Origin of the sequence: Psychrobacillus sp. BL-248-WT-3, from assembly GCF_012843435.1 — a bacterium.
In the GTDB taxonomy this organism is placed as follows: Bacteria; Bacillota; Bacilli; order Bacillales_A; family Planococcaceae; genus Psychrobacillus.
Window position 1 is genome coordinate 21,157 of the sequence record NZ_JABAFC010000017.1, and the last position, 23,632, is coordinate 44,788.

Sequence of the window (23,632 nt, forward strand, 5' to 3'; positions counted from 1 at the left end):
TTTAAAGGAGATTAATAATTGGGTGCGTTTACTCTTAATGGATTAATGAGTATAAATTATATAAAATATAAGAATACTTTAGTTTCTTAAACATTTTTAAATTGGTTTTACTGATTTATAGTATTGTCCTTTTTCCGCATACTCATGAATAATTCGTTGGACATCTTTTTTATCTTCCTCATTTAATTCTCGTATAACCTTTGCTGGACTTCCAAAAGCAAGCGTATTAGGTGGAATTTTTTTGCCTTGGGGAACCAAGCTTCCTGCTCCAATAAAAGCACCCTCACCTATTTCAGCGCCATCTAATATAATGGAACCCATGCCAATTAAAGCACCTTTTCGGATTGTGCAGCTATGTAAAGTGACCTGATGGCCGACAGTGACCTCATCTTCAATGATTAGTGGGTTATTGGGACTTTGGTGTAGGCAACTTAAATCTTGAATGCTTACTCTACTTCCGATCACAGTAGGGGCAACGTCCCCTCTAATTACCGTATTAAACCAAATTGTAGTCTCTGGTCCGATTGTAACATCCCCTGTAATTGTGACATAATCAGCAATATAAACTGATTCATCGATCGAAGGTTTTTTATCTTTGTAAGGATAAATCAAAATAGACACACTCCTTTATTTTATTAGAATATAATTAATCCTATCAAACAAATGGGAAGAAGGAAATAAATAGTACGTGGAGAGTGTTTTAGAAATGAGGTATGTTGAACATGTGGAAATGGGAATCAGATGAAAAAGCAAAAGCAGTAGTAATAATTGTTCATAGTGCCTATGAGCATCACAGACGCTATGCTTGGTTAATCGAAAAATTGAGAAGCTCTAATTGCCATATAGTAATGGGAGATCTACCTGGACATGGGGAGTTGGTGAGAGCTAAAACGATCCATGATGAATCTTTTGATCTTTACAAAGAATACATAAAACAAGCAGTACAGGTGGCAGTTTCCTATGATCTTCCTATATTCATCATTGGACATGGTCTTGGGGCAACGCTGGTGATGAAAATGTTACATAAAATAGAGGTCCAGTATGCAGGTGTTATCTTGACATCGCCATGGCTACAGTTAAACAAGCTTCCATCTAAATGGACGAAGACTTTAGCTAAAATCTCCGTACAGCAAAAGATAAACCACGATATTCAGCTCAAGGAACTCACTAGAAACTACGGCGCTTATCAAAATCTAGTTGATGATCCTTATTATCGAACAATAATTTCACATGGCTGGTATAAAGAGCTGGAAAATGAGATGAAAACGGTAAGTCAATATCATGAATCTATTCCTAATGTTCCTTTACTATTGATGACAGGGGAAAGAGATAAAATTACGGATACAGCAGCTGCTAAAGTATGGCTGAAAAAACAAGAGCTTTCGGATTATCAATTTAAGGAATGGAAGAATTGCTTTCATGACTTGTATCTAGAGCCAGAAAGGGAAGAAATATTTACGTATTCCCACTCCTTCATTAATAATGTATTACGATCCATCGGGTATATCGTGTAATAATTAACTGGCCACTAGAAACTGAAGTACAAATAGAAATGCTTCAATCGAAACGAAGGACATGTATAATTTGAATTACAATTCCTTAAAATATACAAACGAATAATCCATCATTTGAAAAAAATAGGCTATGTTAAAGGTTAGGGTTGATTTATGATGCAAAGAAATCTTAAATCAGTGAGTAGAATTGATCTCCGCACCAGCCGGACGCTTTCCTCGGGGTGAGCGATAAGCCATCACCCATCGCTAACGCGCGTGGTTGTGATGTCTTATCTGTCTCACTCATCCCGTAGGAGTCGCCGTCTGGCGCTCCAATCAATAAATGGAACAGCTTTAGCATCGATAAATCGCTAAAAAATTTACTCGCATAAACAAAGCTGAAAAACTGTCACCAACCCCAATTACATCATCTATTTATGTTCTTAATAGTCATTTGAAAGTACCTTTGTTTATGTTTACAGTCACTATAAAAAATTTTTTTCAGTCAAAATCAACCAATAACTTTAACAAAGTTAAAAAATATAATAAACCTTAATAAGTGACTAGAACAAAGCCACCTTAGAAATAAAAAACCACTAAAATTTTACGAACAGTAGAATTTTAGTGGTTTTTCTTCGCTATGGTTCTTCGCTCGAACAAGTTTTTACCTCTATATCAAAGATATGCTTACTATTTCAAGACCTGAAAGGGAGACTAATTATGTTCAGTGTTTCTATTTTGAATATTTATTGTCTTCTAACAGCATGATAATTTTGTCCAATTTTTTATCAATATCTGATTCAGAAGAGGTATGAAACGATCTTGGTGTGGTATTTATTAATAGTCTTCTTATAAAAAGTGTGAATGATATTACTCCTAGCATGATTAAACTCAAAATAATGATTAACGTAATAATATCCATAATGACCTCCTATATTTTCCTAATTATACCACTTTGTGATTGCGGAAAAAGTAATTTTAAAGAGAAGGGTTACATATATGAGGAAAGTACTTACTTAACTATCACTTTTATCTATATTAAATGTTTCATTATCAAACAAATAGAATTTTTGTGTTATAATCATATAATTCAAAAATAGTGAGAGATTAGGAGAAAACTATGGAAAACCAACATATTATTCGTAATATAATAGTAGAAACACCTTCTAAACCTGGTAACTTTGCTAAGGTAGCAACTGCCATTGGAATGGGAGAAGGCGATATAGGGGATATTACAACTTTAAAAAGTGGTGCTTTAACTACTATTCGCGACATATCTGTTACAAGCAAGTCTAAAAAAGATTTTGAAAAAATTATAAGTAATATAGAAGCTATTGGAAACGGTGTGAAAATTCAAGCAATCAGTGATGATGTGTTGAAAGCGCATGAAGGTGGAAAGATTGCGATGAAGAGCAGATATGACGTTCGTTCACTAGGGGACCTTCAAAGAATCTACACACCTGGTGTTGCTAGTGTTTGCATGGAGATTGTCAATGAACCAGACAAGGCTCAATATTTTACTTCTATCGGAAATTCAGTAGCTATTGTTACGGATGGAACTGCTATATTAGGGTTAGGTAACATCGGTTCTGTTGCAGGTATGCCAGTAATGGAGGGGAAATCTGTACTGTTAGATCAGTTTGTAGGATTGAGCGGTATACCGATTCTATTAGATACGAGCGATCCGGACGAAGTAGTAGAAACTATTAAGCATATTCACCAAGGATTTGGTGCAATATTGCTTGAAGATATCGGTTCACCACATTGCTTTGAAATAGAAGAAAGATTAAAAGCAGAGCTTCCGATCCCTGTTATGCATGATGACCAGCATGGAACTGCAGTGGTAGCATTGTCTGCTATACTTTCTGCATGTCGAGCTACCGAGGTAGACATCAAAAAGGCAAGGATTGGTCAGATAGGCTTAGGAGCAGCTGGATTAGCTATATGCCGTATGTTAATGGCCTATGGAGTAGAAGATGTATATGGATTGGATCGTCAGGAAGCGGCAAAAGAGCGTCTGCTTCAGTACGGTGGTCAGACAATGAATTCTTTAGAAGAAATGATGGAGAACTGTGATATTATCGTAGCTACTACTGGTGTTCAAGGTTTGATAAAACCGGAGATGGTGCGAAAAGGTCAAATCATATTAGCGCTTTCTAACCCTAATCCAGAAATCCTTCCATCTGAAGCGATTGCAGCTGGAGCAGCTTTTGCTGCAGATGGTCGCTCAGTAAATAATGTAATAGGATTCCCAGGAATTTTTAAAGGTGCTTTAAACGCTGGAGCTAAAGAAATCACGTATCCAATGCTGATTGCAGCGGCGAAGGCAATTGTGGATTATACAAGACCGGGTGAGCTAATACCAAACCCATTAGATCCTGCAGTCCATTATATTGTCGCTCGCGCAGTCGAAGAGGCTGTAACGAAACAAGCTTAATCTAAAAAGCAAAAAGAAGAAGATACCAGCTAGGAAGCTGAAATCTTCTTCTTTTTTAATGCTTCTTCATAATCTGTTGCTTCTATTAAAGCCTTCTCTTCTAATGGAATCCGAACGGAAAGCATTGCAAGGTTTAATAGCGTGAACGCAAGTGCTGTAAAATATGCCTGGAACATCAGGGGAAGTAACAGGATTTCGGTACAAACAACAATATAGTTAGGGTGTCTGAAATATAGATATGGACCTTTTGTAACTACGTTAGCGCCAGGAAGTATAATTATTTTGGTATTCCAAAACTTTCCGAGAGATGTCAGGCACCACACGCGAAGTAATTGGACTAACAAGAAAACGAATAAAAATACTGGGAATAATGGAGAAATTCCTCGATCCAGTAAAACAACCTCTGCAATTAGAAAAAGAAAGAAGCTTATATGAAGTGCTAGCATGTAAGGGTAATGGGAAGCTCCCACTTCGTAGGCCCCTTGAGCTAGCATTCGTTTCTCGTTTCTCTTAGCAACAGCTACTTCGACTAATCTCTGAATTATGACTAGTGCTATAACGATGAAAAATAACATATCAATCCCTCCAATTTAATAGCACTGCTTCGCCACAAAAACCAGGGCCTAGAGCGACTAGCATGCCATAGTCATTAGGAGCGCTTTCTTTAAGCATAAATTGTTCTAATACATAGAGAACCGTTGGAGAAGACATATTTCCATGATTTTTTAGCACTTCTCTTGAGGTAGCGGTTTGGTCTTCGGATAGATGAAGGGTATCCTCATACGCCTTTAACACTTTTTTTCCTCCTGGATGAGCAACAAAGTTAACGATATCCTCACTCGTAATCTTTTCCTCGCTCAAGAATTCGTGCATAAACGGGCCAAGCCATTTGGAGATAATCGTCGGTATGCTTTTCGAGAATACTACATGTAAGCCACTATTTTTTACTTCCCAGCCCATAACATCTTCAGAATCTGGCATCCATTTGGACGCTGTATTAATGATATGAGGTACGGGTCTTTTGGTTCCAATTTCCACATCGTCCCCGCAAACTAACACGCAGGCCGCTCCATCTGCAAAAAGAGAGGCACCGACTAGATTACTCTTAGAATAATCATTAGGTTGGAAGGTAAGGCTACATAGCTCAACACAAACAACGAGCACCTTGTCAGAAGGATGTGCCTTGCAGTAATCAAATGCTCTGCTTATGCCTGATGCCCCGCCTGCACAGCCTAGTCCCCACAATGGAATACGTTTTAGCCTGTCTGAGAAGGGAAGATGATTCATCACCCGCGCATCGATACTTGGAGTAGATATTCCAGTGCTGCTTACAAAGATAATAGCATCAATTTCTTCAGGGGAGACGTTCTTCTCTAGGAAAGAACTGTTTTGAAGGCAGGCTTGGATTACTTCTACACTATATTTGGTAGTAAGCTCAATATACAGAGAATTTCTCTCTTCAAATGAATGATTCGTTTGATGCCACTCTAGTGGTACACAAAAATTTCTCGATTTGATATCACCGTTTTCAAATACTTTTAGCAAGCGTTCAAGCTGTGGGATTTTATCTTGAAAAAGCTCTTTCGTTAATTGTTCTATGTTGGATTGTTCTAGGGAGTATGGAGGTTTATATGTACTAACGGAAGCAATTTTTGGCATGGTAATCTCCTTTTTATGTTAGTTTCTCCACCCTTCATCCATATATTCACCTGTCCTTCATTTTTTCTATGGCAATGATAAATGGAGGGTCATTTTCTTGGTTTAGAAATTGGTAGCATAATACATGAACGAAAGATTGAGGGAGTTGTTGAACAAAAGAAATGACTTCATCTTTTTCTTGTTTACCACCCTCATGTCCATGATAAACTACTAAAACAATGAGACCTCCAATTTTTAGAAGATCTAATAAGGATGTAATTGCTTGAATAGTGGAGTTACCTCTAGTAACTACCTCATGGTTACTACCAGGTAGGTAGCCTAAATTGAAGACAGCTGCTGAAATCTGTTCATCAATATAATTACTTACATTGCCGTGACTATCTAAAATTAGAGAGACACGATCTCTGACAGCCGCATTACTCAGTCTTTCAGAGGTCGATTCAATTGCTTCTGTTTGGACATCGAATGCAAATACATGTCCCTGATTGCCAACTAAGCTGGCAAGGAATAAGGTGTCATGACCATTTCCAGCAGTTGCATCAACTACCGTATCTCCTTCTTTTATCACATCCTGAAGAAGCTCCTTTGCATAGGGAAGAATTCTTTTTAGCTTCATAATAACTCACCAGTCTTCGTAAATAGTTTTCCTTGATAGCTTTCTCTCTTAGCGAGTTCAGCATCGATTCCATTCAACACTTCCCATTTGTTGGCACTCCACATTGGCCCAATCATTAAATCAATAGGACCATCTCCTGTAATACGATGAATAATCATCTCAGGCGGGAGAACTTCTAATTGGTCAGCTACCAGCTGGATATATTCATCTCGTCCCATAAACTCGACCATGCCTTTCTCATACTGCTTGACCATAGGAGTTCCTTTTAATAGGTGCAGAAGGTGAATCTTAATCCCTTGAACATCTAGCTTAGCTACCTCTCTGGCTGTTTCCATCATCATCTCTCTATTTTCTAATGGCAACCCGTTTATAATGTGAGTACAAATACGGATACCATGCTTTCTTAGTTTAGAGACTCCTTCTATATAAGTATTAAAATCATGGGCTCTGTTAACTAGCCTTGCTGTACTTTCATGGACTGTTTGAAGTCCGAGCTCAACCCAAAGAAACGTTCGTTCATTTAACTCTGCCAAATATTCTACTACGTCATCTGGTAAACAGTCAGGTCTAGTCGCAATAGAAATCCCCACAACTCCTTCTAGTGCTAGAGCAGCTTCAAACTTTTCTTTTAACACAGGGAGGGGGGCATGTGTATTCGTATAAGCCTGAAAGTAAGCAATATATTTTCCTTTCTTCCATTTCTCATGCATTTTATCTCGAATTTTTTCAAACTGCACTGGTATAGGATCTACTTTGTCACCTGCAAAATCGCCACTACCAGCAACACTGCAAAATGTACATCCACCATAAGCAACCGTGCCATCTCGATTTGGACAATCAAACCCTGCATCAAGCGCCACCTTGAAAATTTTCATATCAAAGGTATCGCGCAAATATCGGTTCCATGTAAAGTATCTCTTCCCGTCTGAAGGGAATGGAAAGTTATTGTTCATTATTTTCACTCCTTAACAGGATTATTTTATCATGAAACTTTGACTTGGTAGATTTAATTATCTTGAAGTGCAGTTTAAAAAAAGCTACAATATTTTGAGTGTCTAAGGAAATGAGGAATATTGATGCCAAAAGCAGTCTGGCTTTTAATTATTGGAATGTTTATTAATACACTGGGGAATTCATTTTTATGGCCCTTACATACAATCTATATGCATGACTACCTTGGTCAATCGTTAACGATGGCGGGGTTAGTGTTGATGCTAAACGCTGGAACCGGTGTGATCGGTAATTTGTTAGGCGGATTTTTATTTGACAGAATAGGCGGCTATAAATCTATAGTGTTTGGAATTCTGTTATCCATACTCTCGTTAGCAGCGCTAACCGTTTGGCATGATTGGCCAGAATATGTATGGCTAGTCGCTATTCTCGGATTTAGTGGTGGTATCATCTTCCCAAGCATGTATGCGATGGTGGGGAATGTATGGCCGGAAGGTGGACGTAAAGCATTTAATGCTATTTATTTAGCTCAAAACTTAGGTGTTGCTATTGGTCCAGCCTTAGCTGGAATAGTTGCAGATCATAATATAAATAATATTTTTGGAGCAAATCTACTCGCCTATGTGTTCTTTTTTGTTATCGCTCGTCAGTTCTATGGAAACATGTCTAACGTTTCAAACCATCAGGCCTCTATTTTAGGAGAAGAGAAGAAAATTAAACAAATGGCACCTTTTTATGCAATGATGATTGTAACATTTGGTTATATGCTTACTTGGATCATTTATGTTCAATGGACTTCGACTATATCAACCTATGTACTAGATTTAGGAATTACATTAAAGCAGTATAGTCTTTTATGGACGGTCAATGGGATACTGATCTTGGTTGCGCAGCCGATTATTAAACCAATTATTAATCGTTTAGAACATAAGATAAAAACGCAGATGATTTTAGGGCTTGTCATATTCATGATTTCCTTTATAGTGGTAGCATTTGCGGAAGACTATACGATGTTTGTCACGGCAATGGTTATTCTAACTTTTGGGGAAATGTTCGTTTGGCCAGCAGTTCCAACTATTGCTAGCCAGCTGGCTCCAAAAGGCAGGGAAGGCTTCTACCAAGGCATTGTAAATAGTATGGCGACCGTGGGACGTATGATTGGACCATTAATAGGAGGAGTTTTAGTTGAAGCGCATGGCACTCCAGTCATGATATTAATTTTAGCCAGTCTAATATTTATTTCAATTATTACCAGCTTACTATACGATATACCATTAAAAAAACAAGCAGCCTTGAATGAGAAAGGTTAAAAATATTGGCTATGTTAAAGGTTATGGTTGATTTAGGATGCAAAGAAATATTAAATCAGAGAGTAGAATTGATTTCCGCCCCAGCCGGACGCTTTCCGTGGGGTGAGCGATAAGCCATCACCCGTCGCTAACGCGCGCGGTTGTGATGTCTTATCTGTCTCACTCATCCCACTGGAGTCGCCGTCTGGCGCTCCAATCAATAAATGGGAACAGCTTTAGGATCGATAAAGCGCTAATCAATTTACTCGCATAAACAAAGCTGAAAAACTGTCACCAACCCCATTTACATCATCTATTTATGTTTTTAGGCATTTGAAAGTTCCTTTTTTAATGTTTACAGTAACTATAAAAAAGAATGGTTAGTCAAAATCAACCAATAACTTTAACAAAGCTAAAATATTTTAGACCTAAGTCCTTAGTGGCTTAGGCCTTTTTCGAATATAAAGATAAACTTTGGAAATAAAATGAAAGGTTATTTAGTCCACAAGTCGAATAAGTAGGTGAGAGGAATCTATGAAGTAACTGATAAATTATGTTGAAGGGTGATGTAGAATATGGATATACAAACGGTTGTGAATATATTTTTCATAATTTTATTGGTCATAGGTATTATTAGTTTTTTTTCAGGTTTTGCAATTATGAAAATCTCTAAAAACCACAAAAACGGCTTTTTCTTTATGTTTGTTCTTAGTCTTATATTGCTCCTTTTTCTTTTGGATTGGTTCCAATCTGTTGGAGCAGAAGTATTTTTAGCAACTATACCATGGTTATTAAATCAAGCAATTGCCATCTTCTTGTACGTTCTCTATTTAATCGTTGCTTGGTTTATTTTAAAAAGGCTGAATAAGCGAAATTTGGTAAGCTAACGGTTATTTTACTGCAAGGAGAGAAATGACTTTTAAAACACTGTTCTTATATCATTTCTTAATAATCAACACCGACCTGAGCAAAGCTTTATAGACTTTTTTTCGATAGCCCAAATGTTATTAAAAAAGAGCTAGGGGGATTACTAGTGAGAGGTATATCATTTAAAATTCCAAATTCTTATGGCAAACATTTATGGGAAATATTAGAGTGTATTAATATTAGGGAATTAACTTGGAAAATAGGTGATGGAGAATCATATTTTATTGAAAATAATACTTTAGGAAACCCTCTGTTTCCAAATAGCTCCTCAATAAATGGTGAAGAATTATGGAAACAAATTTCAAAAAAAGATTATTACCTTATATTTGTTGATTTAAAGGGATTTCCAAAAAGGGCTGATGTAAGGGAAGTCGCAACTTATCAAGAATTTATGGAAAGTGAATGTCAGTTTTTAATCCTGCTGGTAGATTGCTCAGACGTAATCATTTATTCAAAGGATCAACTAGCCATTCAGCATATATTCTCCAAGGCATTAGCTACTGGCTACACAAACATAGAATATATAACTGATGAAAATGATACTAACTCAACGCTAATAGCTTTCTAAATGGTTAAATCACTAATGACAAGGGGAGAAACGATTGTGACTCAAAAACATAAAGAGCTATCATCGGAACAACGTGAAGAGCTACTCCAAATATTAAAATATCGTTTTGAGGCAAATATGAATCGTCATACAGAAATGGAATGGTCTAAAGTTCAAAAAAGGCTGGAAGCTCATACAGAAAAACTGTGGTCTCTTAATGAGATGGAAAGAACAGGTGGAGAGCCGGATGTCGTTGGATACGATATGAAACACGACGAATATATTTTCTATGATTGTGCATCAGAAAGTCCAAAAGGTCGTCGAAGTGTTTGTTACGACCGGGAAGCACTAGAGTCAAGAAAAAAACATAAACCTGAAAATAGCGCAGTAGAAATGGCTGCAGACATGGGTATTGAGCTTTTAACAGAAGAACAATACCGAGATTTGCAGAAACTTGGAAATTTCGATTTAAAGACTTCTAGTTGGGTAAAAACACCTGACAATATTAGAAAACTTGGTGGAGCTATCTTTTGTGATTGTCGCTATGATACTGTCTTTATGTACCACAATGGAGCAGATTCCTACTATGGATCTAGGGGGTTCCGAGGCTGGCTAAGAGTCTAATATTGAAAGAGCTCTATATCAACTTTATAAACTAAGAAACTTATTAAAGTAATGTTAGGGGGGATTTAATGAACATAAGTAAATATGTAACATGCGTCATTTGCCTAATGTTGTTGTTCGGATGTTCACCATCGATTAACGATGCTAGCGGTTATAAAAAAGCAGGAATAAATGAAGAGATTCCAGTACCAGCTAATGCACAATCAAGCACAGATCAATTTGACAATCCTAATATTAAAAAGGGTGAAAAGTATATTTTAAAGAATATTGGTGGGGAACAAGGACTTTATCGACCTAAAGAATACTTTGAGGAAATTAAAAATTGGGGTTGGGAAGAGCTAAAAAGTGAACAAAATGGGCATGTCCATTTTTTTAGTAAAGGGGAAACTATTATCTCAATTGTGATTAAGGAGGATTATTTTCAGCTATATGAAATGAAGGAAGACTTCGAGTTTAGTGATTAAGAGATTTAGCAACACGTAATATCTTTGGTGAATGGCATGGAATAGACTTGAATGCTTGATCTTGAAGAAAATTTAAATTTAATGGAACAGTTACGTAGATGGTAAGAAGATAGTGAGAGACTCCGATTTATTTTAATTAGTATTATTCGAAAAATGAGGTTTTTACTCCTATTTTAATGTTATAGAAATCGACTGTAAAATTAGAGATTAATGTAAAAAATTTGCGGAGTTGTTGGATTTTTGAGAATATAATAGAGTAGTAATTATTTTGAGAGGGGATGGGGAGCATGAAACCAATATACAATTCAGCAAAAGATGCCGTTGCAGGTATTGAAGATGGCATGACGTTGATGGTAGGTGGTTTTGGACTTGTTGGTATTCCAGAACAGTTAATTTTAGCGTTAGTTGAAAAAGGGGTAAAGGATTTAACCGTAATTTCTAATAACTGTGGAGTAGATGACTGGGGTCTAGGCCTTTTACTTAAAAATAAACAGATAAAAAAAATGATAGGCTCTTATGTAGGGGAAAATAAAGAGTTTGAAAGACAAGTAATTTCAGGAGAGATTGAAGTAGAGTTGACTCCTCAAGGTACTTTAGCAGAAAAAATTCGTGCTGGTGGAGCAGGAATACCTGCGTTCTTTACTCCTGCAGGTGTAGGGACGGTTGTTGCAGAGGGGAAAGAGGTACGAATGTATGACGGCAAGGAATACGTTCTAGAAGAAGCACTTAGAGCAGATTTTGCGTTGATTCGCGCAGCTAAGGCAGATAAATTTGGTAACCTAATCTATAACAAAACAGCTCAAAATTTCAATCCAATGATGGCTGCTGCAGGGAAAATTACAATTGCTGAGGTAGAAGAAATCGTTGAGACAGGCGATTTAGATCCAGCTCAAATACATACGCCAAGTATTTATGTCCAAGGTCTGTTCCAAGCAGAACAGGAAAAAAGAATCGAACGTCTAACGACACGTTCATAAGGGGGAGATTCGGATGAATACACGAGAAAAAATTGCGAGAAGAGCAGAAAAAGAAATTGAAAATGGGAACTACGTGAATTTAGGAATAGGTATTCCAACCTTAGTTGCCAACTTTATATCTCCAGATAAAACAGTTGTGCTTCAATCAGAAAATGGTCTTTTAGGTATCGGGCCATATCCAACTGAGCAAGAAGTCGATCCAGATCTTATCAACGCCGGGAAGGAAACAGTTACTACCATTCCGGGTTCTTCCTTCTTTTCAAGTGCTGAGTCATTTGCCATGATACGCGGGGGGCACGTAGACGTTGCAATTTTAGGGGCAATGGAGGTTTCCGAAAAGGGAGACTTAGCTAACTGGATGATTCCAGGTAAGATGATTAAAGGAATGGGCGGCGCAATGGATTTAGTGCATGGTGCCAAAAAAATTATCGTAATTATGGACCACTGCGCGAAGGATGGTTCTGCAAAAATTAAAAAACAATGTGAGCTTCCTTTAACAGGTAAAGCCGTTGTGAATAAAATCATAACAGAACGGGCAATGATTGAAGTAACAGAAGATGGGCTAGAATTAAAAGAAGTATTTGAGGGATATTCTGTGCAAGATATTATAGATGCTACGGAAGCTGATTTAATCATTAAAGACGTAAAAGAGAATGTAGCTATTTAATTTTCTAATTTCTACGATATTTGATGAGAGTGCATCTTGTGTTTTCTTTTCATTTCAATTAGAATTAATGCAATAACCATAAATAATTTTCGACTAAGACAAGGAATAGTAAATAACACTCGTTTCTAAAGAGAGCTAACGTATGGTGCAAGTTAGTGTTACGAATTATTGAACTCGCCTTTGAGTCTGTATAAGTGAACGATTAGTAGCTTATACCGTTTTCCGCGTTAAGGAGACAAGTTGAGTGGAATTTTCCACTAATTTGGGTGGTACCGCGTGAGTATATCTCTCGTCCCTTAAGTTTTTTAAGGGGCGAGTTTTTTTATTTGGTGTTGTTTTTATTGGTAAAATGACGGTTTAGACAACATCATTACCTGAAGGAGGAAGAAAAATGAGCTTTAATCATGAAGCAATTGAGCAAAAGTGGCAAAGGTATTGGAAAGAAAATAAAACATATAAAATGATTGACGATCCTTCCAAACCAAAATTTTATGCATTAGATATGTTCCCATATCCATCTGGAGTTGGACTGCATGTTGGACATCCGCTTGGATATATAGCAACAGATATTTTAAGTGCATATAAACGCAAACAAGGATATAACGTACTTCACCCAATGGGCTGGGATGCTTTTGGTCTTCCTGCTGAGCAATATGCAATTGATACTGGTAATGATCCAGCGGAGTTCACTGCAAAAAATATTGCAACATTCAAACGTCAAATGATGGATCTTGGATTCTCCTATGATTGGGATCGTGAAATTAATACTACGGACCCTTCCTACTACAAATGGACACAATGGATTTTCATTCAGCTTTATAAAAAAGGCTTAGCTTATGTGGATGAGGTGCCGGTAAACTGGTGTCCAGCATTAGGTACAGTACTAGCAAATGAAGAGGTAATCGATGGGCTATCCGAGCGCGGAGGACATCCAGTAGAACGTCGTCCAATGCGTCAATGGGTTCTTCGTATTACGGCTTATGCAGATAGATTGTTAGAGGATTTAGATGACCTTGATTGGCCTGAGAGCTTAAAGGAAATGCAACGTAACTGGATTGGACGTTCAGAAGGTGCAGAGCTTACATTTGAAGTTGCGGATACTGATCAATCATTCCAAGCATTTACAACTCGTCCCGATACGATTTTTGGTGCAACGTATGCGGTATTGGCACCTGAGCATAAATTAGTGGATACTATTACAACTCCAGAGCAAATGGAGGCAGTGCAAGCATATAAAGATCAAGTTAAATTGAAAAGTGATTTAGAGCGTACCGATCTTGCTAAGCATAAAACAGGTGTATTCACTGGTGCTTATGCAATTAATCCAGTTAGTGGTGAAAAAATGCCAATCTGGATCGCTGATTACGTTTTAGCGACATATGGAACTGGTGCTATTATGGCAGTTCCAGCACATGATGAGCGTGATTATGAGTTCGCAAAACAATTTGATCTTCCAATTGTAGAAGTAGTTTCTGGTGGAAATGTTGAAGAAGCTGCCTACACAGAGGATGGCGTACTTGTTAATTCGGATTTCTTAAATGGACTTAATAAACAAGACGCAATCGCTAAAGCAATTGAATGGTTTGAAGCAAATGGAAAAGGTGAGAAGAAAATTACTTACCGTCTACGTGACTGGTTATTTAGCCGTCAGCGTTATTGGGGAGAGCCAATTCCAATCATTCATTGGGAAGATGGAACTTCTACTCCAGTAGACGAATCAGAGCTTCCGCTTATGCTTCCTGTGACTACTGACATTAAGCCAAGTGGAACAGGAGAGTCTCCATTAGCTAATATTGAAGAATGGGTAAATGTAGTAGATCCAGTCACTGGTAAAAAAGGACGTCGTGAAACAAATACTATGCCTCAATGGGCAGGTAGCTGCTGGTATTATATTCGCTATATCGATCCACATAATGACGAAGCGCTTATTGACCCTGAGCTAGTAAAACGATGGTTGCCAGTGGATCTTTATGTAGGTGGAGCAGAGCATGCTGTACTTCACTTGCTATATGCACGTTTCTGGCATAAATTCCTTTATGATATCGGTGTTGTAGCAACAAAAGAGCCATTCCAAAAGTTATTCAATCAAGGAATGATCTTAGGGGAAAATCACGAGAAAATGTCCAAGTCAAAAGGAAATGTAGTAAATCCTGATGATATCGTGAAAAGCCATGGAGCAGATTCACTTCGTTTATATGAAATGTTCATGGGACCACTTGATTCTTCTAAACCATGGTCCACAAACGGCTTAGACGGCTCACGTCGATTCCTAGATCGTATTTGGAGACTATTCGTAACAGAGGAAGGAACGCTAAGCCCTAAAGTAAGCGATACTTCATCTGACAACATGGAAAAGGTATATCACCAAACGGTTAAAAAGGTAACAGAGGATTACGAAGGAATGCACTATAATACAGCAATCTCTCAAATGATGGTATTCATCAATGAAGGATATAAAGCTGAGAAAATTTCTAAAGAATATGTAGAGGGCTTCATTAAGCTTATTTCTCCTATCGTACCTCATATTTCTGAAGAGCTTTGGAGCATACTAGGTCATGAGGGGTCTGTCGCTTATGAATCTTGGCCGACGTTTGATGAGTCGAAGCTAGTGGACAATGAAGTTGAAATCCCGGTCCAAATTAAAGGGAAGGTTCGTGCGAAGCTTGTCGTTTCTAAGGATGCTACGAAGGATGAGCTAGAAGCATTAGCCTTAGCATCTGAACAGGTTCAACAATGGATTGATGGCAATGAGATCAAAAAAATCATCGCAATACCTGGTAAAATGGTGAACATCGTAATTTAATAAATAATAAAGCTGCTTAATCTCCTCGTGAGATAAGCAGCTTTTTTGTATTGGCTTGATAAACTAATTATCAATTACAATTTCTCCTTCACCTATTGGTACTTCGAATCCATTAAGGTAGGAAGTTAAAATTTCTTCTGTAATAGGAAAAGCATTAGCATCAAAGCGTTTGTTTCGAATTTTAAGCCGTTCACGCAAATCATCAGCGTGAACTTTTAAATAAATAAGCTTCCATTTACCGCCGGACTTTTCAATTAGTTGCTTATATTCATTCCTTCTTGCACGATCCCAAAAACTGAAGTCAATTACTACCTGCCGATTATCGTGAATTAACTTAATTAAATAATTCCGCAGTTTCCTTTCAGCATCTTTCTTGTATTCTTCAATCTTTTCCATCGGGAAATCGATCCCATACCGACCATTAGTGGCCCATATTTCCTCATCAATAGAAAGACGCACAAAGCCTTCTTTTTCTAATTGTTGTGAGAATGTAGTTTTGCCGGAACCAGCTACACCACACATCATGACCACTAGAGGAGTGAAATCATCGCGTTCACTATAAATTATATCGAAATTAAACTTCTCAAATATTTGAATGGTCCCCCTAACTTATAGATATAGTTCAATAATAAAAAGAGATTTCTAAGCACCCAAGAATTCAATAATTTTTATGCCTTTTTATTTTTATTGAGTTAGTAGTAGCGAAGCTCTCTAAGTATTCATCAAAATTATCTGGTTGAAAACGAAAAACTTTCCATGTAAATCCTTTTTTTAACCTAACAAACACTGACTTTTGGTGCCAGCCTATTCTTTTAAATTCAATTAATTTTATATTTTCTTTATTCACCTTTCTTTGGGAAATATCTAAGCCAAATAGAGAAACTATAAAAGACAAGTGATGATCATTTATAACAAATTGGTATTTTAGCTGTGTAGAAATAAGAAACATGAAAGCTAAGACCAAGAAAATCAACCATTTAGATAATATAAAAACAACTAACATGATAAAGAAATTAAAAAATAATGGAAATTTCAAATCCACTGCATTAAATCGCATTTTATATAAACCCCTTAAATATTATGGTTGTCCATCGTTTCTGTTTTATATATACCATTGCTTTCACTATTAACGTTTTACTTATTAAACACGAGCATTCACAGGTTATTGATTGTAGCGACAGGCGACGACTCCAGCGGGAGGAGGGAGACAGATAAGACATCACAACCACGCGCGTATGCGATGGGTGATGGCTTATCGCTCCCCCCGCTAAAAAGCGTCCGCCGAAAGCGAAAATCAATTCTACTTCCCTTATATAAAAGCATTTAATTTTTCATAGCTTCTATTCATATTTCTATGTCTGTTTTTCCTATAAAAAATTAGGATGCGCCTTCTTCATTTCGAAACATGAATTTCAATGAAAGTAACCCAACAACATGAACAATAATAATACCAATCGCAGCTACCATTAAAATCTCCCTTCGAAGGTTAATTTAACGTATCTATAAAACCTTTCATCAGTAGAGTCCCTTGCTCAGTTCCGATAGACTCTGGATGAAATTGTAATCCATACAGAGGGTAGTCACTGTGTTTAATAGCCATTATTTCCAGGTCGTCCTCAGCTCTAGCCAGTACCTCAAAGCAATCTTGTAGGCTGTTCTCTTCAATTACTAGAGAGTGATAACGCATGACGGAGATAGGGCTATCAAAGACGGAAAATAATTCATTTTGTGTATGCGATATAGTGGAGGTTTTACCGTGCATAATTGTTCTAGCCTGCACTATATTTGCTCCAAATGCAGCCCCAATAGATTGGTGACCTAGGCAGATTCCTAGGATAGGATACTTCTTATATAATGCTTGAATCACTTCAATAGAAACACCTGCATCTAATGGATTACCTGGACCAGGAGAGATGACAATTGCTTCTGGATGAAGCTCATCTATATCTGAAATGGTAATAGCGTCGTTTCTGACAACCATAACATCTTTCCCAAGCATTCCTAATTGTTGATAAAGGTTGTACGTAAAGGAATCATAATTATCTATTAGAAGGATCATCGAATCACCTCCAATAGTGCTTTTGCTTTGTTTAAGGTTTCGTCATATTCATTTTCCGGAATGGAATCATATACTATTCCTGCACCTGCCTGAACATGAGCCATCTGGTCTTTTACAATCATTGTTCGGATGGCCAAGGCGAGGTCCATATCTCCTGTAACTGAAATATAACCAACTGCTCCTGCATATACTCCGCGCTTTATAGATTCTAATTCGTTTATAATTTGCATGGCACGGATTTTAGGAGCTCCTGAAACGGTACCAGCGGGTAAACAGGCAGCCAAAACGTCTAACGCATGAGTGTCTTTTCTTAAACGACCAGTTACTTCTGAAACTATATGCATGACGTACTTGTACAATTCAATCTGCATATACTTGTTTACTTGGACCGTACCAATTTCTGATATTTTACCTATATCATTTCTTCCCAAGTCAACAAGCATCCGATGCTCTGCTACTTCCTTTTCGTCTATCAATAAACTAGCAGCATTTTGCTGATCTTCTTCGGGAGATTTTCCACGAGGCTTTGTACCAGCAATAGGGTTTGTCGTGACATATCCATTCTTTACTTTTACAAGACTTTCGGGAGAGGTGCCGAAAACGACGTACGTTCCGAAATCCATATAAAACATGTAAGGTGACGGATTAGAAGTTCTAAGCTGTCGATAAAGAGAGAAAGGATTCCCAGTGAAAGGGGAGCTAAAACGCTGAGAAATCACTACTTGAAATATGTCGCCTTGTACAATATGTTGCTTAGCTTTCTCTACCATTTGTTTAAATTCTTCTTTCTGAATCGAAGGCTTAAAAGAAAGCTTCTGTGCTAACTCCTCCTCTTGGTGGGAAGCACTTGCTTGAAGATCCTCATATATTTCATTAATCGAATCCATCATATTTTTAGAAGTGCGACCGTTCTGGAACAAATCGATTGCTGCAATAGTTATGGTTTGTTTCAAATGATCGTAAACAAGAAAGGTATCATAAAACAAAGCATGTATATCAGGCATATTTAAATCATCGGGGAGATACTCTCCAATCTGTTCACTGTAAAATGCGGTTTCATAACCAAAATAACCTAGCATTCCTCCAAAAAAAGAGAAGGGGTATTGCTCCTTGTGTTCAGGGAGAATGGTTTTTAGTTTTTCTAAAATACCATGTCCTGTGTGTTCTTTTCTGTGTTCATCTGTAAAGACATAGTGATACTGGTTACCTATTATTTCTGCAACCGGATTAAGTACGATAAACGAATACCGACCGCTCTCCTCATGCTTAGCAGAGGATTCAAATAGCATTTTCTTTTTTCCTTTTAGTGCATGGTAAATGGAGATGGGAGTCATCATATCTCCTTGGATTTCTTTCATTTCATAGCTTCTCGTCTCAACTGTCATTCTCTACACTCTCCTCTTTCTCAGCTCGGCTCATTTACAAAAGAATACAAAAAGGCTCTCTATCCAAAAAGGACGGAGAGCCGTGGTGCCACCTTCATTGATTACTATTGTAATCCACTTGTTTGCAGTGATTAGCTGCTAGTCCTATAACGTAGACAAACGCCAAGGCCTACTGCCATTTCGGCCTTGGAACTCAGAAGCCCATTCATCATATGCTTTGCACTGACTTGCACCAATCGTCAGCTCTCTATGGCGTCACATATGATTACTACTCTTCGTCATCGCTCATTAAAGACCATTGTATTATAAATAATTTAAAAATTCAATGCATTCTTATAAAAGAATCCAAATTTTATCCAATTAATTTAGAAGGCTTTTTGCAGCACTCATCCCGGCTAGCTTCCCAGTAACAAGGGCAGAGGTGATATTGTAGCCACCAGTATATCCATGTATGTCTAAAATTTCACCACAGAAATATAATCCTTCTTTTTTCTTAGATGCCATCGTTTTTGGCTCAATTTCCTTGATGGAAACTCCACCGCCTGTAACAAAAGCTTTCTCTAGTGGCTGGGTGCCGTGAACGTTAACGATAAATTGTTTAAAAAGATGGGCAAGAGATCTTATCTTCTCGTGAGAAAGATTTTGGCCATCCTCACTTTCTTGAATTTTCGCTTGCTCTAACAAAAACAATAGCCACCTTTCAGGAACTAATCCTTTCCAGACGTTTTTAACTGCTTTTTTAGGCTCGTCTTTAATAGAAGACAGAAGTGTTTGGAATGTTTCTTCCTCGTTCAAGTGGGGAAGGCTATCAATTCTTACAGAAACCGGGCCACCATTTTTCTTTATTTCCTTTACAACAAATTGGCTGCAACGTAGAATAGCAGGTCCGCTTAAGCCGAAATGTGTAAAGAGCATGTCCATTTGATGGGTAATGATTACTTTTCCTTTTTTATTTAGAACAGAAACAGCTACATCTCTTAAGGCTAAGCCTTGGAGCTCCTTCGATTTGATGAAGGTCTCACTAGATAACAGAGGCACCTCCGTTGGATATAAATCAGTTACCGTATGACCAGCCTTCTCTGCCCACGGGTAGCCATCTCCTGTAGAGCCGGTTTGAGGAACAGCTTTACCGCCAACAGCCACTACTACTGCTCCAGCAGTAATTTCCTCGCCTGTTGCCAATCGAATTCCGATTATCTTTTCTTCGTTCATTAATAATTTAGCAACGGGAGCGTTTAGCTTAATATCTACCTTCAATCTTTTTAATTCGTCCAGAAGGGCATTCACAACATCCATTGCCTTGTTAGAGACCGGGAACATTCTACCATGGTCTTCCTCTTTTAATGGGACACCTAAATTCTCAAAGAATGCGATAATATCCTCATTGTTAAAAACGGAAAACGGGGAAAATAAAAAACGACCGTTTCCGGGAATGTTCTTAACAATTTCCTCCTGAGGAAGCCTATTTGTAACATTGCATCGTCCTCCGCCAGATATTGCTAATTTCTTTCCTAGCTTGTTGCCTTTTTCGATCAATAAAACCTTTTTGTTTTCAGCACCTGCTGCAGCAGCGGCCATAAGTCCTGAGGGACCCCCACCAATTATTATTACGTCATACATAGTATATTCACACTTTCACTTTTTTCTTTATTATACATGATTGTAGTTTTGATGAGACAGTTGTAAACTGTAATATAGACATTTTAAAGGATTGGACGGGTTAGATGGCATCGAATTTACTAAAAGGGACAATGATTTTAACGGTTGGTCTCTTATTATCCAGGATTTTAGGAGTTCTTTATGTAATTCCTTTTTATCAGATAATCGGCGAAGAGTACATTGCCCTTTATCAATACGCTTATACTCCCTATTCAATCATGCTAGCAATAGCAGTTTCAGGGGTACCGGTTGCGGTTTCCAAGTTTGTATCGAAATACAATGCATTAGGGGACTATGCGACAGGTAGGAAGCTAATGAAATCCAGCATGCTTTTAATGAGTATCACTGGTATTTTAGGATTTCTACTGCTTTTCTTTTTAGCAGATCCTATTGCACATATGATTATTAAGGATGATGAAGCTGATTTTTCTGTAGGTGACGTAGCTTCAGTGATAAAATATGTCAGCTTTGCGGTTATAGTTGTTCCACTTATGAGTTTAATAAGAGGTTTCTTCCAAGGCTATCAGCGTATGACACCTACTGCGATTTCACAGCTTTGGGAACAAATTGTACGTATTCTGTTTGTGTTAGCTGGAGGTTTTTTTGTAGTATACATAATGAAGGGCACAGAAAAGACAGCAGTTTCCTTTGCAGTATTTGCAGCCTTCCTTGGTGCATTGGCGAGCATGGTCGTTCTATATTGGTATTGGAAGAAGCTTAGACCTGAATTTAATGTAATGATGAATGATTCTGGTAAAACGAGCTCGGATGTTTCTCTTAGAAATATTTACAAGGAAATCTTAGTTTATACGGTTCCATTTGCTCTAGTTGGGGTTATTAACCCACTTTTCCAATTCATCGATATGATCACCTTTAACAGTGCTATGTCTATTATCGGTATAAGCGGGGATATTTCCAATATTTTATTAGGAATGTTGAATTTCTCTGCACATAAATTGGTAATGATTCCCGTGATGTTGGCTACTGGATTTAGCATGGCTTTAATACCTTACATTACGAGCTATTATGCAAAACGAGATTTTCTTCAAGTGAGAAAATCGCTCGATCAGTCATTTCAAATATTATTATTTCTTACTGTTCCAGCAGCCCTGGGAATTGCTGTATTATCAGGGGAGTTTTATCATTTATTTTATGAACAGAGTGAAACCGGTTCAACGGTGTTAGCACACTATGCTCCGGTAGCCATTTTATTTGCCTTGTATCCAGTGACTACTGCAATCCTACAAGGTATTGATCGTCAAAAGCTGATCATTTTAAATCTTTTATTAGGTATTTTGACAAAGCTGTTGTTAAACACACCTTTCATCAAAGCATTTGAAACAGATGGTGCAATTATGGCGACTGCATGTGGTTATTTAGTAGCTATAGGATTGAACTTGTTTGCGATACGAAAAACGTTGCATTATAAGTCTACGATGGTAGCAAGAAGAATTCTTCTCATCCTCATCATCAATGCTGTTATGCTTGTACTTGTGTATGTAGTAAAGTCAGGGTTACAAAACCTATTTGTAATCGATAGTAAAATGGAGGCGCTGCTAGTTATTATAGTTTGTGCTGGTGTGGGAGCAGCCTTTTATGGCTATGTGACGCTTCGACTTGGATTAGCTCAGAAATTACTAGGTGAGAAAGTTACACGTATTGCGAAAAAATTAGGCTTTAAGGAGAAATAAATGCGATTAGATAAATTTCTATCTCATATGGGATACGGTACAAGAAGTGAAGTAAAGGTTCTTATTAAATCAAAGGCAATTGAAGTAAACGATGTAGTTGCTAAAAATGGATCTAATCACGTCAATGAATTAGAGGATAAAGTAACAGTTTATGGAGAGATAGTGGAATATAGAGAGTTTATCTACTTAATGATGAACAAGCCACCAGGAGTAGTTTCTGCAACGGAGGATTCTAGAGATCAAACTGTAATTGACCTATTAGATGATGATGTTAAGCATTTTGAGCCCTATCCTGTCGGAAGACTTGATAAGGATACGGTTGGACTGTTGCTTTTAACTAATGATGGAGCGCTAACACATCGATTATTGTCTCCTAAGAAGGATGTCCCTAAAGTATATTATGCGAAAGTAGCAGGTAGAGTAACAGAAGAAGATATAGTAGCATTCAAAGAAGGAGTCATTTTGGATGATGGGTATCACACGAAGCCAGGCTACCTGACTATTTTAAAGAGTGACCAAATTTCTGAAATTGAGTTAACCATCACAGAAGGTAAATTCCATCAAGTGAAAAGAATGTTCCAGGCAGTAGATAAGGAAGTCGTATATTTAAAACGGTTGTCTATGGGTGCTTTGAAGCTAGATGAGTCATTGGAAGAAGGGTCCTACAGAGAGCTAACGGAAGAGGAATTATTAAGTCTATAACAAAAGAATGACCATGCCTAGGCGTGGTCATTCTTTTTCATATGGTGTATCTAAGATGTCATTTTAACTCGTTTGTTCGTCGTGGTCCATTTGCCTCTTGTTGGGCTAATGATTAAATCATTAAACGCAAGTACATTCAAATCTCTCTGAATAGTTCGAGGAGTGATGCCAAATTCATCGACCAGATCTTGTGTAGTAACAGTTCCGTTGTTTCGGATGAACATATACATATCTTTGATTCGAGTGAGCATCCGATCAGTAGTAGGTTTCAAAAATAACCACTCCTTCATCTTGATATCTCGTGGCAAGACTAGCGGACGACTTGGGCGAAAAGCAACAGTAGTATTGCAAATGACAGCCCCTTTACAATTTTGGTAGTCAGAATTATATTGTCTGACAATTTTATTATAGTAGAATTGCAAAGAAATTTCTATAAAAATTACTGATTATTTACAAAAAAATACATGAAATTTATATGAAACTAGTAGAAAAAGCCGTTATAACTGAATTTTCTATGTAACAAAATAAAATTATATTGATAAATGAATAACCACAAATAGGTGGAGTATTGTATGGTTCTATTGGTTAATGAGAACAAATAATGTAGTAACTTAACAGCAGTCAAAAAAACCTTCTTTTTACTGTGTGTTTGAATAAAATAAGTGTAAAATAAGAAATATGC

Annotated in this window: 24 protein-coding genes and 2 other annotated features; of the genes, 12 read left to right on the plus strand and 12 right to left on the minus strand. The window is 37.4% G+C overall.

The window, feature by feature from the left end; genetic code table 11:
• Positions 1–96 precede the first annotated feature (96 nt).
• The gene (locus HF876_RS10365) at positions 97–612 is read right to left on the minus strand and encodes a gamma carbonic anhydrase (RefSeq protein WP_169359985.1); all 516 of its coding nucleotides are present in this window, start codon (positions 610–612) and stop codon (positions 97–99) included.
• Between the two features lie 110 nt (positions 613–722).
• Between HF876_RS10365 and HF876_RS10370 the strand changes: the two genes are divergently transcribed.
• On the plus strand, positions 723–1,514 hold the full coding sequence (locus HF876_RS10370) for an alpha/beta hydrolase (RefSeq protein ID WP_169359986.1): 792 nt from the start codon (positions 723–725) through the stop codon (positions 1,512–1,514).
• A gap of 712 nt (positions 1,515–2,226) precedes the next feature.
• Here HF876_RS10370 and HF876_RS10375 read toward each other — a convergent pair.
• Positions 2,227–2,415, minus strand: coding sequence for a DUF4083 family protein (locus HF876_RS10375; protein WP_169359987.1), 189 nt, complete (start codon positions 2,413–2,415; stop codon positions 2,227–2,229).
• A 198-nt stretch (positions 2,416–2,613) separates the two neighbouring features.
• On the opposite strand from HF876_RS10375, the gene HF876_RS10380 reads away from it, so the two are divergent.
• The gene (locus tag HF876_RS10380) at positions 2,614–3,930 is read left to right on the plus strand and encodes an NAD-dependent malic enzyme (protein WP_169359988.1); all 1,317 of its coding nucleotides are present in this window, start codon (positions 2,614–2,616) and stop codon (positions 3,928–3,930) included.
• Positions 3,931–3,959: 29 nt separating this feature from the next.
• Here the strand turns inward: HF876_RS10380 and HF876_RS10385 are convergent, their stop codons facing one another.
• Genes HF876_RS10385 through mnmL form a run of 4 tightly spaced genes read right to left on the minus strand, consistent with a single transcriptional unit; the run spans position 3,960 to position 7,158 of the window.
• Positions 3,960–4,505, minus strand: coding sequence for an isoprenylcysteine carboxyl methyltransferase family protein (locus HF876_RS10385; protein WP_169359989.1), 546 nt, complete (start codon positions 4,503–4,505; stop codon positions 3,960–3,962).
• A 1-nt stretch (position 4,506) separates the two neighbouring features.
• The gene (locus HF876_RS10390; RefSeq protein WP_169359990.1) at positions 4,507–5,589 is read right to left on the minus strand and encodes a type III polyketide synthase; all 1,083 of its coding nucleotides are present in this window, start codon (positions 5,587–5,589) and stop codon (positions 4,507–4,509) included.
• 46 nt (positions 5,590–5,635) lie between these two features.
• Positions 5,636–6,205 (minus strand): tRNA 5-(aminomethyl)-2-thiouridylate-methyltransferase MnmM, encoded by a 570-nt coding sequence (mnmM, locus tag HF876_RS10395; RefSeq protein ID WP_169359991.1) that lies wholly within the window; start codon positions 6,203–6,205, stop codon positions 5,636–5,638.
• Positions 6,202–7,158 (minus strand): tRNA modification radical SAM protein MnmL/YtqA, encoded by a 957-nt coding sequence (gene mnmL / locus HF876_RS10400; RefSeq protein ID WP_169359992.1) that lies wholly within the window; start codon positions 7,156–7,158, stop codon positions 6,202–6,204. Before mnmL ends, mnmM begins: the two co-directional genes overlap by 4 nt.
• A gap of 123 nt (positions 7,159–7,281) precedes the next feature.
• Here mnmL and HF876_RS10405 point away from each other — a divergent pair, with 123 nt between their 5' ends.
• The 8 genes from HF876_RS10405 to leuS all read left to right on the plus strand — a co-directional run bounded on the left by HF876_RS10405 (position 7,282) and on the right by leuS (position 15,454).
• Positions 7,282–8,466, plus strand: coding sequence for an MDR family MFS transporter (locus tag HF876_RS10405; protein ID WP_169359993.1), 1,185 nt, complete (start codon positions 7,282–7,284; stop codon positions 8,464–8,466).
• Positions 8,467–9,020: 554 nt separating this feature from the next.
• Positions 9,021–9,332 (plus strand): hypothetical protein, encoded by a 312-nt coding sequence (locus HF876_RS10410; protein ID WP_169359994.1) that lies wholly within the window; start codon positions 9,021–9,023, stop codon positions 9,330–9,332.
• 146 nt (positions 9,333–9,478) lie between these two features.
• A complete protein-coding gene (locus HF876_RS10415; RefSeq protein WP_169359995.1) occupies positions 9,479–9,940 on the plus strand; it encodes a DUF2691 family protein in 462 nt (153 codons plus the stop codon).
• A gap of 15 nt (positions 9,941–9,955) precedes the next feature.
• Positions 9,956–10,543 carry a DUF4256 domain-containing protein gene (locus tag HF876_RS10420; RefSeq protein WP_205964079.1) on the plus strand — a complete coding sequence of 196 codons (588 nt, stop codon included), beginning with the start codon at positions 9,956–9,958 and terminating at the stop codon, positions 10,541–10,543.
• A 68-nt stretch (positions 10,544–10,611) separates the two neighbouring features.
• A complete protein-coding gene (locus HF876_RS10425) occupies positions 10,612–11,007 on the plus strand; it encodes a hypothetical protein (protein WP_169359997.1) in 396 nt (131 codons plus the stop codon).
• Between the two features lie 287 nt (positions 11,008–11,294).
• A complete protein-coding gene (locus tag HF876_RS10430) occupies positions 11,295–11,984 on the plus strand; it encodes a CoA transferase subunit A (protein WP_169359998.1) in 690 nt (229 codons plus the stop codon).
• 13 nt (positions 11,985–11,997) lie between these two features.
• The gene (locus HF876_RS10435; RefSeq protein ID WP_169359999.1) at positions 11,998–12,651 is read left to right on the plus strand and encodes a 3-oxoacid CoA-transferase subunit B; all 654 of its coding nucleotides are present in this window, start codon (positions 11,998–12,000) and stop codon (positions 12,649–12,651) included.
• 86 nt (positions 12,652–12,737) lie between these two features.
• Positions 12,738–12,951: a binding site (T-box leader), on the plus strand.
• Positions 12,952–13,042: 91 nt separating this feature from the next.
• Complete coding sequence (gene leuS / locus HF876_RS10440) at positions 13,043–15,454, plus strand: leucine--tRNA ligase (protein ID WP_169360000.1); 2,412 nt, start codon at positions 13,043–13,045, stop codon at positions 15,452–15,454.
• Between the two features lie 63 nt (positions 15,455–15,517).
• On the opposite strand, the gene HF876_RS10445 is transcribed toward leuS, so the two are convergent.
• The 5 genes from HF876_RS10445 to HF876_RS10465 all read right to left on the minus strand — a co-directional run bounded on the left by HF876_RS10445 (position 15,518) and on the right by HF876_RS10465 (position 20,518).
• The gene (locus HF876_RS10445) at positions 15,518–16,045 is read right to left on the minus strand and encodes an AAA family ATPase (protein ID WP_169360033.1); all 528 of its coding nucleotides are present in this window, start codon (positions 16,043–16,045) and stop codon (positions 15,518–15,520) included.
• A gap of 67 nt (positions 16,046–16,112) precedes the next feature.
• Entirely contained in the window at positions 16,113–16,511 is a 399-nt protein-coding gene (locus tag HF876_RS10450) for a hypothetical protein (protein ID WP_169360001.1), read from the minus strand.
• A 429-nt stretch (positions 16,512–16,940) separates the two neighbouring features.
• Positions 16,941–17,513, minus strand: a complete 573-nt coding sequence (locus HF876_RS10455) for an anthranilate synthase component II (protein WP_169360002.1) — start codon at positions 17,511–17,513, stop codon at positions 16,941–16,943.
• On the minus strand, positions 17,510–18,898 hold the full coding sequence (trpE, locus tag HF876_RS10460; protein ID WP_169360003.1) for an anthranilate synthase component I: 1,389 nt from the start codon (positions 18,896–18,898) through the stop codon (positions 17,510–17,512). Before trpE ends, HF876_RS10455 begins: the two co-directional genes overlap by 4 nt.
• Before the next feature lie 65 nt (positions 18,899–18,963).
• Positions 18,964–19,189, minus strand: a binding site (T-box leader).
• Positions 19,190–19,258: 69 nt separating this feature from the next.
• Positions 19,259–20,518, minus strand: a complete 1,260-nt coding sequence (locus HF876_RS10465) for a BaiN/RdsA family NAD(P)/FAD-dependent oxidoreductase (RefSeq protein ID WP_169360004.1) — start codon at positions 20,516–20,518, stop codon at positions 19,259–19,261.
• Positions 20,519–20,622: 104 nt separating this feature from the next.
• Here HF876_RS10465 and HF876_RS10470 point away from each other — a divergent pair, with 104 nt between their 5' ends.
• Together HF876_RS10470 and HF876_RS10475 are read left to right on the plus strand one after the other, a co-directional pair.
• Complete coding sequence (locus HF876_RS10470; RefSeq protein ID WP_169360005.1) at positions 20,623–22,248, plus strand: putative polysaccharide biosynthesis protein; 1,626 nt, start codon at positions 20,623–20,625, stop codon at positions 22,246–22,248.
• Complete coding sequence (locus tag HF876_RS10475) at positions 22,249–22,950, plus strand: pseudouridine synthase (protein ID WP_169360006.1); 702 nt, start codon at positions 22,249–22,251, stop codon at positions 22,948–22,950.
• 50 nt (positions 22,951–23,000) lie between these two features.
• Here the strand turns inward: HF876_RS10475 and HF876_RS10480 are convergent, their stop codons facing one another.
• Positions 23,001–23,222 (minus strand): DeoR family transcriptional regulator, encoded by a 222-nt coding sequence (locus HF876_RS10480; RefSeq protein ID WP_169360007.1) that lies wholly within the window; start codon positions 23,220–23,222, stop codon positions 23,001–23,003.
• Positions 23,223–23,632: the final 410 nt, after the last annotated feature.